11 protein-coding genes are annotated in these 13,179 nt (G+C 70.1%); 7 read left to right on the top strand and 4 right to left on the bottom strand.

Translation table 11 applies throughout. The features are described 5' to 3' along the window. Positions 1 to 51: 51 nt before the first annotated feature. Positions 52 to 1,362, bottom strand: a complete 1,311-nt coding sequence (locus CS1GBM4_RS10915) for an aminotransferase class III-fold pyridoxal phosphate-dependent enzyme (protein ID WP_186418748.1) — start codon at positions 1,360 to 1,362, stop codon at positions 52 to 54. Between the two features lie 202 nt (positions 1,363 to 1,564). Here CS1GBM4_RS10915 and CS1GBM4_RS10910 point away from each other — a divergent pair, with 202 nt between their 5' ends. After that, positions 1,565 to 2,302, top strand: coding sequence for a TetR/AcrR family transcriptional regulator C-terminal domain-containing protein (locus CS1GBM4_RS10910; RefSeq protein ID WP_186418747.1), 738 nt, complete (start codon positions 1,565 to 1,567; stop codon positions 2,300 to 2,302). 9 nt (positions 2,303 to 2,311) lie between these two features. On the opposite strand, the gene CS1GBM4_RS10905 is transcribed toward CS1GBM4_RS10910, so the two are convergent. Further along, the gene (locus tag CS1GBM4_RS10905; protein WP_186418746.1) at positions 2,312 to 3,361 is read right to left on the bottom strand and encodes an aryldialkylphosphatase; all 1,050 of its coding nucleotides are present in this window, start codon (positions 3,359 to 3,361) and stop codon (positions 2,312 to 2,314) included. Between the two features lie 330 nt (positions 3,362 to 3,691). Here CS1GBM4_RS10905 and CS1GBM4_RS10900 point away from each other — a divergent pair, with 330 nt between their 5' ends. After that, positions 3,692 to 5,197 carry an ABC transporter substrate-binding protein gene (locus CS1GBM4_RS10900; protein ID WP_244607169.1) on the top strand — a complete coding sequence of 502 codons (1,506 nt, stop codon included), beginning with the start codon at positions 3,692 to 3,694 and terminating at the stop codon, positions 5,195 to 5,197. 9 nt (positions 5,198 to 5,206) lie between these two features. On the opposite strand, the gene CS1GBM4_RS10895 is transcribed toward CS1GBM4_RS10900, so the two are convergent. After that, on the bottom strand, positions 5,207 to 6,556 hold the full coding sequence (locus CS1GBM4_RS10895) for an ATP-binding protein (protein ID WP_186418744.1): 1,350 nt from the start codon (positions 6,554 to 6,556) through the stop codon (positions 5,207 to 5,209). Next, positions 6,553 to 7,215 (bottom strand): response regulator transcription factor, encoded by a 663-nt coding sequence (locus CS1GBM4_RS10890; protein ID WP_186418743.1) that lies wholly within the window; start codon positions 7,213 to 7,215, stop codon positions 6,553 to 6,555. The genes CS1GBM4_RS10895 and CS1GBM4_RS10890 overlap by 4 nt, the downstream gene beginning before the upstream one ends. Before the next feature lie 162 nt (positions 7,216 to 7,377). On the opposite strand from CS1GBM4_RS10890, the gene CS1GBM4_RS10885 reads away from it, so the two are divergent. The 5 genes from CS1GBM4_RS10885 (at position 7,378) to CS1GBM4_RS10865 (ending at position 13,081) form a co-directional block, all read left to right on the top strand. Beyond that, positions 7,378 to 7,782: a PepSY domain-containing protein gene (locus tag CS1GBM4_RS10885; protein WP_186418742.1), complete on the top strand. Its 405-nt coding sequence runs from the start codon at positions 7,378 to 7,380 to the stop codon at positions 7,780 to 7,782. Between the two features lie 184 nt (positions 7,783 to 7,966). Next, positions 7,967 to 8,437, top strand: coding sequence for a DUF2271 domain-containing protein (locus CS1GBM4_RS10880; RefSeq protein WP_186418741.1), 471 nt, complete (start codon positions 7,967 to 7,969; stop codon positions 8,435 to 8,437). A gap of 22 nt (positions 8,438 to 8,459) precedes the next feature. Next, entirely contained in the window at positions 8,460 to 10,670 is a 2,211-nt protein-coding gene (locus CS1GBM4_RS10875) for a PepSY domain-containing protein (protein ID WP_186418740.1), read from the top strand. Continuing rightward, positions 10,651 to 11,691, top strand: a complete 1,041-nt coding sequence (locus tag CS1GBM4_RS10870) for an FAD:protein FMN transferase (protein ID WP_186418739.1) — start codon at positions 10,651 to 10,653, stop codon at positions 11,689 to 11,691. The genes CS1GBM4_RS10875 and CS1GBM4_RS10870 overlap by 20 nt, the downstream gene beginning before the upstream one ends. Positions 11,692 to 11,725: 34 nt before the next feature. Beyond that, on the top strand, positions 11,726 to 13,081 hold the full coding sequence (locus CS1GBM4_RS10865; protein ID WP_186418738.1) for a ferric reductase-like transmembrane domain-containing protein: 1,356 nt from the start codon (positions 11,726 to 11,728) through the stop codon (positions 13,079 to 13,081). The last annotated feature ends 98 nt before the right edge of the window (positions 13,082 to 13,179 follow it).

Genomic DNA, 13,179 nt, shown 5'->3' with positions numbered 1-13,179 from the left:
CGTGATTGCGCCCGGTCGGCCGGGCTGCGGCTCTTGCCCGGCCCGGCGCTCTCAGGCGAGCAGCGGTTTCCGCTCCGCGACGATGTCCCGCAATGTGGCGAGGAATTGCTCGATCGCCGCATCGTCGATGGCCAGCGACAGCGCGATGAAGCCGCGGCGCGCGATGTAGAAGCCGCGCTCGAGCAGGTCGAGGAAGACGAGCTCCTTGATCCGGTCATCGCCGGCGGCGAGGTCGTCGGGGCCGTTCACCTCGCCGCGCAGGGCATGAACGGTCATCAACGAACCCTGCCCGGTCGCCTGGAGCGCGACATCGGCGGCGCGGAAGAGTCCGTTCAGGCGCTCGCGCAGGCGCTCGCCGCGCGCATGCAGCGCTTCGGCGACGTCCGGCGTGAACACCTGCGAGAGCGCGGCGATGCCGGCCGCCATCGAGAGCACATTGTTGTTGAAGGTTCCCGCATGCGGCAGCGAATCCGGCCTCGACGGATCGTACATTGCCATGATCTCGGCCCGGCCGCCGAAAGCCCCGAAGGACATGCCGCCGCCGATCCATTTGCCGAGGGTCACGAGATCGGGCTCGAGGCCGAGCAGGCCATGGGCGCCGCTGCGGCCGAAGCGCGAGGTCATCACCTCGTCGAGGACGAGAAGCGCCCCCGCGGCGCGGGTCTCCTCGCGCAGCATGGCAAGAAAATCGGGACGGGCCGGAATGCAGCCGCCCGATCCCATCATCGCCTCCGTCAGCACGCAGGCGAGGTCGGAGGCGTTCTCCCGGATCAGGCGTGCCGTCGCCTCGCTCTCGTTATAGGGCGCGACGATGAAGTCGTAAGGCGCGTTGATCGGGATGCCACCGCCGCCGAAATAGAGCAGGCCGCCATGATAGCCGCCGCGGAACACCAGGACCTTCGGCCGCCTGGTGAAGGCGCGCGCCGTCGCGATCGCCATCAGGTTCGCTTCGGTGCCGGAGTTGGTGAAGCGCACCTGCTCGATCGCCGCGAAGCGGGCGACCACCTGGCGGGCCAGCTCGGCCTCGAGCAGGTTGTGGCCGCCGAGATTGACGCCGCCGTCGAGCGCAGCGTCGATCGCCGCGCGGATGACCGGATGCGAATGGCCGAACAGGCCGGCGGTGTACTCGCCGAGCAGGTTGACGTAGCGGTGCCCGTCGGCGTCGGTCGCGATCGCGCCCTCGCCATGGGCGAGACGGAGCGGAAATGGGCCGTGATAGAGCACCGTCCGGGTGTTGCCGCCAGGCATGACCTCGCAGGCACGGCGATGCACCGCCAGCGATTCCGGCCGTCTCTGCGCGTAGCGGGCGCGGGCGTCCACCAGTTCGTCGTCGATCGTCCTGTTCCGCCGCCCCGTATCCATATCCGCCGTCCACCGATGTCCCGCGAGGCGTCGCGCGCCTCCTATCGATAGTAATTGTACATTGTACAATTTATTTGTCGAGAGGCCCCCGCGAGGTTTGCCGAGCCGGCACGCACCGGTGTCGACTTCGCTGGCGGATGCGTTAAGTGCAACATGCCGACGGGTGGAGCCGCATTCCACTGCGACGCGCACCGGGGAGGACATGCAGCAAGCCGAGCAGCGCAAGCGACGGGGACGTCCCAGGCGCGACGAGGTCGTCGCGCTCGATCGCGCGCAGATCGTGGCGGAGGCGCTGCGGCTGATCGACGAGCGGGGGCTGGAGGCCTTCAGCCTGCGCGAGCTCGCGCGCGCTCTCGGCGTGTTCCCGACGGCGCTCTACTGGCACATGCCCGGCGGCCGCAATGCCGTGCTCGGAGCGGTGGCGGCGACGGCCTTCAGCGACGTCGTGCCGTCCCCCGACGACGCGACCGGCGATTGGGAGAACTGGATAAGGGCGCTGTTCGCACGTTACCGCGAAGCGCTGCGCCGGCACCCCAACATCGCGCCTCTGCTCGGGGCCCAGATCGTCTCGAACACGGGCGTCGACATGCAGCTCGTCGAGTGCATCCTCGCGGCGCTGGAGGCCGCCGGCTTTGGCGGGGAGCGGTTGCGCGACGCTTTCAACACCGTCGTCGCGGGCATGCTCGGCTATGTCACGCTGGAGCTCGCGCCCGGCCCGGCCGAAGACGCCAGCGAATGGGCGCGGGCCTTCGAGGCCGAGATCCGCGGCGTCGACGCCGGCCGTTTCCCACGGCTGGCGCGCAATCTCGACCTGCTCGCCAACCGGGCCTTCATCGTGCGCTGGCAGGGCGGCGCCGAAAAGCCGATGACGCACAGTTTCGACTTCTATGTCGAGACGATCATCGCCGGATTGCGCGCGCTCTCCGGCAAATCCGGATAGCGCGCCCGCTCAGGCGAAGGTCAGCAAGCGCCGCGGGTTGCCGACGAGGATCGCCTCGATCTCGGCCTCCGCAAAGCCGCGGGCGCGCATCAGCGGGACGATGTTCTCGAAGATGTGCGTATAGCCGTGCCCGCCGAAGCTGGTCAGCCGCGTTTTGTAGCAGATGTCGTGGCTGATCACGACGCGATCGAGATGGCCGTGGTCGATCAGGCTGCGGATGAGGCGCAGGCGCACCGCATCGTTCGGCATGTCGATATCGGCCCAGGTGTAGAAGGCCTGCTCCTGGCCGAAGAGGTCGAACTCGATCACGCATCCGGTGTCGGCCAGCCGCAGCAGCGTGGTCTCGTCGAAGATCGTCCGATCGATGTGGCTGAGGATGACGCGGCCGATGTCGCCGCCATGCGCCCGGACGAAGGCGGCGATCTCCTGCGGCTGCTCGACCGTGCGCCCGGGATGGATGTTGACGGCGGCGCCGGTTTCCTCCTGGGCGATCAGGGCACCCCGCAGCACGCGCTTTTCGAGATCGGTCCACGGCACCTGGCAGCCGATCTCGCCGATGATGCCGGCACGCACCGAGGTGCCCCAGGCCCCCTCGAAGACCTGGTCGATCATCTCGGATGCGAAGCTGTCGACGCCGCGTTCGTCATTGGCCCGGTCCTGATAGTCGTGGACGTAATGGCCGCAGCCCATGACGATGGTCGCGCCGGTCCGGCGTGCGATCTCGGCGAGCCCATCGGGGTCGGGCTTCAGCCCGCCGCTGCTCAGCTCGACGACGGTCCGCCCGCCGGCATCGACCATGGCCCGCACTTCCCTTTCGGCCGTGTCGCGGCAGCGCAGGACGAGATTCCCGGGCACCTTCCAGCGTCCGTAATTCATGCGGTAGCAGTTGCAGAGGGTGATCTCGGGCCCCTGATCGGGGTCGGCCGCCATCGCGGGCGTGCGGATGTCCCAGATCAGGTGCTCGTGCATCAAGGTGGGGCCGAGGCTGGCCGGATCGACGAGCCCGAGCACGCCCTGAGCCTTGCCGCGCAGGGCGGCGCGATCGAGACGGCGGCTCATCGGCGGCCGAGCTCCAAACGACAGAGCGGGACGGTCCGCCCCGGCGCGAGGGGCTCCGCCACATGCGCCCCGGGCCCGCCTGCGGATGCGGGGGCAAGGCTCCTTCCGGCGGCAACCCGCCGGGCGATCTGCGATCTGCGGCGCATCGTTCCTCTCCCGCGACCATTAATTGTACGATGGACAATTAACTCGGCCCATGTCAACCTGCCGGCAATGGGACATGAAAAAGGGGGAAAGGCGATGAGACGGCGAGATTTCCTGGCGGCGTCGGCGGGGCTCCTGGCGGCCGGAGCGTCCCGCGGCGCCCACGCACAACGGCGCGATCCGAAGGTGCTGAGATTCGTGCCGCAGGCGAACCTGACTTCGCTCGACCCGATCTGGACGACGGCGCAGGTCACGACGAACCACGCCTATGCCGTCTTCGACACGCTCTACGGCCTCGACAACGCGCTGCGGCCACAGCCGCAGATGGCCAAGGGCCATTCCGCCTCGGCGGACGGTCGCGTCTGGACGATCGAGCTGCGCGACGGGCTGAGATGGCATGACGGCCAGCCCGTGCTCGCACGCGATTGCATCGCGAGCCTGCAACGCTGGGCGAAGCGCGATGCCTTCGGGCAATTGCTGGACGCGATGGCCGAGACGTGGGAGGCGCCGGACGACAGGCATCTGCGCGTCTCGTTCCGGGCGCCGTTCCCGCTCTTTCTCGAGGCGCTCGCCAAGCCGCTGGGCGTGACCCCCTTCATGATGCCGGAGCGGGTCGCGAAGACCGATCCGTTCAAGCAGATCACGGAGATCGTCGGCTCGGGCCCGTATCGCTTCGTGCGGGACGAGTACGTCTCCGGGAGCAAGGCGGTCTATGCCAGGTTCGACGGTTATGTCCCGCGCGCCGAGCCGGCCGAGCGCACCGCCGGCGGCAAGGTCGCGCATTTCGAACGGATCGAATGGCTCGTCATGCCGGATGCCGCGACGGCCGCGGCCGCGCTGCAGTCGGGCGAAATCGACTGGTGGGACCAGGCCCTGCCCGACCTGATCCCGGTCCTGCGCGGCAACAAGGATGTCAAGGTCGCGATACATGACCGGGCCGGCTTCATCGGCATGATGCGCTTCAACACGCTGCAGCCGCCCTTCGACAACCCGGCGATCCGCCGGGCGATCATGTTCGCCGTCGAGCAGGCCGACTATATGCGGGCGGTCACGGGCGATATCGCGGAGAACTTCCGCAGCTGCTTCTCGATGTGGCCCTGCGGCACGCGCTATGCCAGCGAGGCCGGGGCTGAGCCGCTCAAGGGCGCACGCGACCTCGAGCGCGCCAAGGCCATGCTGCGCGAGGCCGGCTACAACGGCGAGCGCGTCGTCATCATCAGCCCGACCGACATCGCCAGCATCGGACCGCTGGGGCAGATCACCGACGACCTCTTCCGCAAACTCGGCATCAATGTCGAGCTGGTCGAAACCGACTGGGGCACCGTAGTGCAGAGGCGCGCCTCGCGCGAGCCGATCGAGAAGGGCGGATGGAGCGTCTTCCACACCTGGTGGCCCTCGCTCGCGGTCGACAACCCGGCGATCAACCAGACTTTGCGCGGCCAGGGCGGCAAGGGCTGGTTCGGCTGGTACGAGAACGCGACGGCCGAGGAGCTGGCCGCGAAATGGCTGGCGGCTAAGGATGCGGCCGAGCAGCAGGCGATCGCGGAGGCGATCCAGCGCGACGCCTTCAAGCAGGCGCCGATCATACCGCTCGGCCAGTTCTTCATTCCGACGGCCTATCGCGCCGACCTGACCGGTTTCCTCGAGTCGACGATACCGAGCATGTGGAACGTCCGCCGCATCCCGTCGTAGCGCTGCGGGCTACGCGTCCGCTGGAGGCGGAAGGGCGGGCAGGCAGAATCTCGCCTGAAAGCCGCCCGCCTCGCCCGGCACGGGTGAAGTGAGGACGAGCGTGCCGCCGACGCCGGACGCGATGGCCCGCGCGATCGCCAAACCGAGACCGGTGCCGTCCGCAGCCGTGCGGCCGCGTTCGAACGGCCGCAGCAGCCGCTCGAGCAGGTCCGGCGGGAACGGCGGACCGTCATTGGAGACCATCAGCTCGCCATCGGCGGACAGAGCGACGGCGACCGTCCCGCCAGGGGCTCCGTGCTTCAGGCCGTTCTCGACCAGATTGCGGACGGCGATGGCGAGGGCGTCGGGATTGATATCGGACCAGACCGCGGCGTCAGGCAGGCTGAGAGCGATGCGGCCCGAGGCTTCCGGACTGCGGCCGAGCTCGTCGACGACGAGCGTCACGGTCTGGCCGATATCGGTCGGCTCCTCGCTGCGAAGCCGCCCGCCTTCGGCCCTCGCCAGCTGCATCAGCTTTTCCGCCAGGCGGGACAAGCGCCGGAGCGCCGTCTCGATCTGCAGCGCCCGCTCCCGCAGGGCCGCATCCTGCGCCTCGGCGATCAGGCGCTGGGTCTGCGCCAGCGCGGCGGCGACCGGTGTGCGCAGTTCATGCGCGGCGTTGGCGGTGAAGCTGCGCTCGGCCTCGAGGGCACGGCGCAGCCGGTCGAGCAGATGGTTCACGGCCTCCGCGACGGGACCGATTTCGGCGGGCAGGCCGGAGGATGGAACGGGCGAGAGATCGCCTGTGCCGCGCACCGCGATGTCGTCGCGCAGGCTGCGGACGGGCGCCGTCGAGAGGCGGACCACCGCCCAGACGCCGAGCAGGCTGAGCGGGATGACCAAAGCGAGCGGCAGGGCGAGCCCGATCAGCGCCTGTCGCGCCGTGGCGTGGCGATGCGCCAGCGGCTCCGCCACAGCGATCGTCACCGTGCCCTGCAGCGCAGCATCGACATAGAGGCGATGGGTCGGCGTGTCGGCGAAGCCCAGCTTCGACGACGGAGGGAAGACGCTGTCCTCGGCGCTGTGCGAACGCAGCAGCACCTCGCCCCGCGCGTTGCGGACGACATAGGTGAAATATTCGTCGTGCCGGCGCAGCGTCGCGATGCGCTGAGTCGTGTCGCCCTCTTCCCGGCCGACGATCTCGAGCACGGCGAGCGGAAGGATGCGCTGGGCGGTCTCCTCGAGCGCGCTGTCGAACACCTCGTCCATCTCATGGCGCATCCTCTGCGCGGTCAGGACGGCGGCGGCGACCCACAGCAGGGTGACGCAGAGCCCCAGCCACAGCGAAATCCGCCATTGCAGGCTGCGCGGCATCGTCACGCCGCACGTCCGAGGCGGTAGCCGAGTCCACGCGCGGTCTCGATCACCGCATGCCCGAGCTTCTTGCGCAGCCGGCTGACATGGACCTCGATGGTGTTGCTCTCGACCTCCTCGCCGAAGGCGTAGAGCCTGTCCTCCAGCTGTGCCTTGGACAGGATCTGGCCGGGGCGCTGCACGAAGGCTTCGAACAGCGCCCATTCGCGCGCCGTGAGGACGACATCCCTGCCGGCGCGGCAGACCGAGCGCGAGACGAGGTCGATCTCGAGGTCGCCGACCCGCACGAGCGGGTTCGGATTGCCGCAATAGCGGCGCGCCACGGCGTTCAGCCGCGCCGACAGCTCCGACAGGTCGAAAGGCTTGATCATGTAGTCGTCAGCGCCGGCATTGAGCCCGCCGATGCGATCGGAGAGCTGGTCGAGCGCGGTCAGGATGATGACCGGCGTCGCGTCGCCTCGCGCCCGCAGCTCGCGCAGGAAGCCGATGCCGCGGCCATCAGGCAGCATCAGGTCGAGCAGCAGCAGGTCGTAGGCGGCGCTGCGGACATGGTCGCGCGCGGCGTCGAGCCTGCCGACCCAGTCGGCCGAATGGCCGTCGCAGACGAGCTGGTCGCGTATGGCGGCGCCCAGGATGGTGTCGTCCTCGATCAGCAGGATGCGCATCGTCTCGCTCTCGCCGGCCGTCCGCCCACCGGCACGCCGCCTCGCTCAATAATCTCGGGCGGGAAGCTGACATTGACCTGAAGCAAGAACCGCCGCGCCTTCAGCTCTGCGTCAGGAATGGGGCCCAGAGCTATACGCGAAGAGTTCGAACAGGAGCGGGACATGACGAGGATGGCTCTGGTCGCCGCCGTTCTGCTGGGTGCGCTGGCATCCGGCGCGGCCCTGGCCGATGACGACGCGTGCAAGGCGCCGATGGACCAGTGGCAGCCGCGCGAAGCCGTCGCCGAGATGGCGAAGGCGCGCGGCTGGACGGTGCGCAGGCTGAAAGTGGACGACGGCTGCTATCAGATCAGGGGCGAGGACGAGAACGGCCGCGCGTTCAAGGCGAAGATCGACCCGGCTTCGCTCGCCGTGGTCCGCCTCAAGCGCAAGGGCGACGATGGCGAGCGCTCGGAAGGACGCCGCCGCGACGGGACCGCGCGGCCGGAGCCCGGCGCCCCGGCCGCGGCGCCGCCCGCGAGCGGGCTGTTCGGCAGCGGCACCGCTCCGAAGGGCGAGATCCAGTAAGGACGGCGACAAGCCCGATCGCCAGCGCAGACGCTGCAGAACGCCCGCCTCCGCGCGGGCGTTCTGCGTTGCGCGGCCCGCCCAAGCTGACGGCGAGCTGAAGCAGATTTCCGCGGCCCTTCAGGAACGCGTCAGCCCGATAGCTCAGCGTCGCCCCGGTGAACGACCGCATCCGGAGACGACGATGAAACCGCTTCTTGCCGCCCTTGCCCTGTCCACGGCGCTGACGGTGCCCGAACTGGCCGCGGCGCGACCCGTCACGCTGACCACCACCCTCAACGCTTATGGCGGGAACGGTGCCTATCTCGCCATCTACGTGACCGACGCCGGAGGCGCCTACAAGGGCACGCTCTGGTTCGCGGGCGGGAAGTCGAAATATTACAGCCATCTCAGCGGCTGGGAGCGCGCATCGGGCGGCCGGCTGGCGGAGATCAGCGGCATCACCGGCGCCAGCGTCGGAGCCGGCCGCACCCTGAAGGTGACCCTCGACCTCGCCGACGCGCTCTTCGACGCCGGCTACAAGCTCCATATCGACGCGGCGGCGGAAGACATGCGCGACAGCCCCTCGGACGTGGTGGTGCCGCTGACCGCGGCCGGCGCCGGCCGGCCCGCGCGCGGCCGCAGCTATGTCCGCTCCTTCACCTACAGCATGTGACCGAGACGGGGAGCTAGGTGCGATGGCACGCCGGATTCACGCATGTCTCGGCCTCTCGGGCCTGCTCCTGCTGACGGTGCTCGCCGTCAGTGGCGCGGTGCTCTCGATCGTGCCGGCCTGGGACCGGGCCGGGGCGGTCCTCCCGCCCGCCGGAGCGGTCAGCGTCGCCGATCTGGCCGGGCGGGTCACGCAGGCCATTCCCGATGTCGAGGAGCTCCGGCGGCTGCCTTCCGGCAAGATCGTCGCCTTCCACGGCGGAAGCGACGGCCCGGCGGCGAGCGTGATCGACCCGTCGAGCGGGCAGGCGGTCATGCCCTATGCGCCGCCGGCGCTGCAGCGCTGGACCACGAACCTGCATCGCTCCCTGTTCCTCGGAGAGGGCGGCCGCCTTGCGACGGCGGCGGGGGCGTTGGCGATGCTCGCCCTGACCCTTTCCGGCCTGCAGATGACGGCCCGGCGCATGGGCGGATGGCGGCGGATGCTCGCGCCCGTGCGCGGCGACGGCCTGCGGCGCCTGCACACCGATCTCGGCCGGCTGAGCGCTCTCGGCCTCACCCTGTCGTCACTGACCGCGCTCTACCTCGCACTGGCGACGTTCGGGATGATCCCCGACGGCGCGTCACAGGGACCGGCCTTTCCGGCGGCGAGCACGAGCTGGCCGGCCCTGCCGGCCGGGCAGCTCGCGGCGCTGCGCGAACTCGATCTCGCCCAGCTTCGGGAATTGAGCTTCCCCAACCCGGACAATCCGGACGACCTCTTTCGCCTGACGACCGCCGCCGGCGAAGGCTATATCGCCCCCGCGAGCGGGGCGGTGCTGGCCTGGCAGGACCATTCGTTCGCCCGCCATGTCCATGAGTTCGTCTATATGCTGCACACCGGCCAGGGACTCTGGTGGCTCGGCCTGCTGCTCGGCCTCGGCGCCATCGCCACGCCGGTCCTCGGCGTGAGCGGTGGCGTGGCGTGGTGGCGCCAGAGGCGCGTCCGCCCCCGCTTCGCCGGCAATGTTCGGGCCGCGGCCGCCGATACCGTGATCCTGGTCGGCAGCGAAGGCGGCAGCACCTGGGGCTTCGCCCGGACGCTGCACGCCGCCCTCACCGCAAACGGTCACAAGGTTCACGTCGCCGCGATGAACGATCTCGCGCGCTCCTATCCGGCGGCGCGGCGCATGCTCCTGCTGGCGGCGACCCATGGCGACGGGGCCGCCCCGGCCAGCGCCGGCGCATTCCTGCAGCGTCTCGGCGAGATCACGGAAGCGCCTGCCATCCCGGTCGCCGTCCTCGGCTTCGGGGACCGTCGGTTCCCGCATTTCTGCCGGTTCGCCCGCGATGTGGAGGCGGCCCTGCGGCAAAGGAAATGGCCCGCCCTGATGCCGCTGGGGACGATCGACCGCCAGTCGACGCAGGAGTTCGCGCGCTGGGGCGAGGCACTGGCGGCCGCGCTGGGCGAGAGGCTCGCTCTGGCCCATGCGCCGGCGCGGCCGCGCACCCAGCGGCTGACGCTGGTCAGCCGCGTCGACCACGGCATGGAGGTGCAGGCTCCGACCAGCGTGCTGCGCTTCGCCCTGCCGAAAGGCGCGCTCCTGGCGCGCCTCGCCGGGCGCGGCTTCCCGCGCTTCGCCGCGGGCGACCTCCTCGGCATCCTGCCGCCGGATTGCGCCGTGCCGCGCTACTACTCGCTGGCCAGCTCGACCAGGGACGGATTCGTCGAGATCTGCGTGAGGAAGCAGGCCGGCGGCCTCTGCTCCGGCTTCCTGCACGGTCTCCGGCCCGGCGATGCCGTGGACGCCTTTGTGAAGGCCAACCCCGCCTTCCGCCCCGCCGATGGCGGAACGCCGCTGATCCTGATCGGGGCAGGCGCCGGGATCGGGCCGCTCGCCGGGTTCATCCGCGCCAATCGCGAAGGCCGCCCGATCCACCTCTATTTCGGCGGGCGCGACCCGGCTTCCGATTTCCTCTACGGGCGCGAGCTCGCCGAATGGCTGAAGCAGGGGCGGATGACCAGCCTCGCCACCGCTTTCTCCCGCATCAAGGGGGGCGGCTATGTGCAGGACCGGTTGCGCGCCGATGCCGATCGCCTCCGGGCCCTCGTCGCCGGCGGCGCGCAGGTCATGGTCTGCGGCGGGCGCGACATGGCCGCGGGCGTGACGGCGGCGCTGGCCGATCTGCTCGCCCCGACGGGCATCAGCCCGGCCACTCTCCGGGCCGGCGGGAGATATGTCGAAGATGTCTACTGACCTCGTCCGTCATGCTCTGAGCGGCGCCACCATGGGGACGCGCTGGTCGGCGCTGCTCTACACGCCGCCGCGGACCGACATCGCCGCGCTCGAGGCGGCGCTGGCGGGCACCGTCGACCGCGTCGACCGCCAGATGTCGACCTGGAAACCGGACAGCGACCTGATGCGCCTCAACGCCGCGGCGCCCGGCGCCTGGGTGCCGCTGCCGCCCGAACTCATGCAGGTCCTCGCCCGGGGGCTGGAGATCGGGCGCGCCTCTGACGGGGCCTTCGACATCGGCCTGGGAAGCCTGGTCCATGCCTGGGGCTTCGGACCGGCTCGCGGCATGGCCGATGCGGAGGTGATCAGGGCCGCCCTCGCCGAGTGCCCGCCGCCCGCCCATGCGGTGGTGGAACTCGACCTGGCGGCAGGGCGCGCGCGCCGGCACGCCCCGGCCGTTCTCGACCTCTCGGGCATCGCCAAGGGCTTCGCCGTGGACGAGATGATGCGCACGGCCGAGGCGTTCGGCATCGCGCATGCGCTGGTCGGCCTCGACGGTGAGCTGAAGGCGCGCGGCCTCAAGGCCGGCGCAACGCCCTGGCTGGTGGCCGTGGAGAAGCCCGACTACGCTCTGCGCAGCCCTGCGGGCGTGATCGCGCTGCGGGACGCGGCCGTCGCCACCTCGGGCGACTACCGCCACTGGGTCGATCTCGGCGGACGACGCCTGTCGCACACGATGGACCGCCGGCGCGGCGGCCCGGCGGACAATGAGGTCGCCTCGGTCTCGGTCGTCGCCGAGAGCTGCATGGATGCCGACGCCTGGGCGACGGCGCTGATGGTGCTGGGGCCGGAGAAGGGCGCGGCCCTGGCCCGCAGACATGGTCTCGACGCGCTGTTGATCTGCCGCTCCGGCGGGACGCTCTTGGAGGTTCCGCTCGGCCCGACCTTCCGCGCCGCGCCCGCGACTCCGGCCGCGAGCCCGCGAAAGCCGGCACGCCGACCGGACTTGACCTCCGTCAATGACAGGCCCCGCAGCGCATAGGGTTTAATCCCTCCCCCGGAGGCTCGCGACGGCTATGCGCACCATCAAGCAGGCATTCTGGGGGTTGTTCCTCCTGTTGAGCCTCCTGTGGCTGGCGGCCGAGCCGACCGTGTTCGGATCGGCGGGCTTCTTCGCCCTGCGCGGCGCCCTGGTCCAGTACAGCGGCGTCGTCGCCATGGGCGCGATGAGCGTCGCGATGATCCTGGCGTTGCGGCCGCGGTGGCCGGAGCGCTGGCTGGGCGGGCTGGACAAGATGTACCGCCTGCACCGATGGCTGGGCATCGCCGCCCTCGTCCTGTCGGTGATCCATTGGCTGTGGAGCCAGGGGCCGAAATGGGCGGTCGGCTGGGGCTGGCTGGACCGCCCCGTGCGCAGGGCGAGAGCGCCCTTGGACAATCCGGTCGAGCTCGCCTTCTCGGGCTTGCGCGGCACGGCGGAGAGCATCGGCGAATGGGCGTTCTATGCGGCGGTCCTGCTGATCGGGCTCGCGCTGATCCGGCGTTTTCCCTATCACCTCTTCTTCAAGACGCATCGCCTGCTCGCCTTCGTCTATGCCGCCCTGGTGTTCCACGCCGTCGTCCTGCTCGATTTCCGCGACTGGACATCGCCGCACGGCGTGGTGACGGCGCTGCTCCTGGCCTTGGGAACCTATGCGGCGGTCATCGTGCTGCTGCGCCGCGTCGGTGCCGGCCGGCAGGTGCTGGGCACGATCGCCTCGCTCAAGCACTATCCCGGCGTGCGCGTCCTCGAGGTCGAGATCGAGGTGCCGCGGGGCTGGCCCGGCCACAAGCCCGGGCAGTTCGCCTTCGCGACCTCGGATGCCCGCGAAGGCGCCCATCCCTACACCATCGCCTCCGCCTGGCATGAGGACGACCGCCGGATCACCTTCATCGCCAAGGAACTCGGAGACCACACCAGCCGGCTGCGGGAGAAGCTGCATGTCGGCCAGGACGTCAAGGTCGAAGGTCCTTACGGCTGCTTCGACTTCGACGACGGCCGGCCGCGGCAGATCTGGATCGGCGCGGGCATCGGCATCACGCCGTTCATCGCCCGGATGAAGCACCTGGCCCGGGAGCGCTCGGCGCATCCGGACCAGCCGCCGCCGGAGGTCGACCTGTTCCACACGACCGCCGATGTCGACGAGACCGCGCTGGCGAAATTGAGGGCGGATGCCGACGCCGCGAACATCCGTCTGCATATCCTCGTCGACGTCAGGGATGGCCGCCTGACCGGCGACCGGATTCGCACCGCCGTGCCGGAATGGCGGGCCGCCAGCATCTGGTTCTGCGGCCCGGCACGCTTCGGCGAGGCGCTGCGCGCGGATTTCGCCGCCCGCGGGACGCCGGTGCGGGAGCGGTTCCACCAGGAACTCTTCGCCATGAGGGGCTAGGCACCCGCTTGCGGCTTCGTCGCTCCGGCCGCCGGCGTCGGCAGGGACGTCGACCGCCTCGAAACCAGATTGTAATTGGAATAATTCTAAACTAACTG

It is taken from the genome of Allobosea sp. CS1GBMeth4 (assembly GCF_900185715.1).
In the GTDB taxonomy this organism is placed as follows: domain Bacteria; phylum Pseudomonadota; class Alphaproteobacteria; order Rhizobiales; family Beijerinckiaceae; genus Allobosea.
Note: the sequence above shows the minus strand (reverse complement) of the source record. Positions and strands in the feature narration are given on the sequence as shown.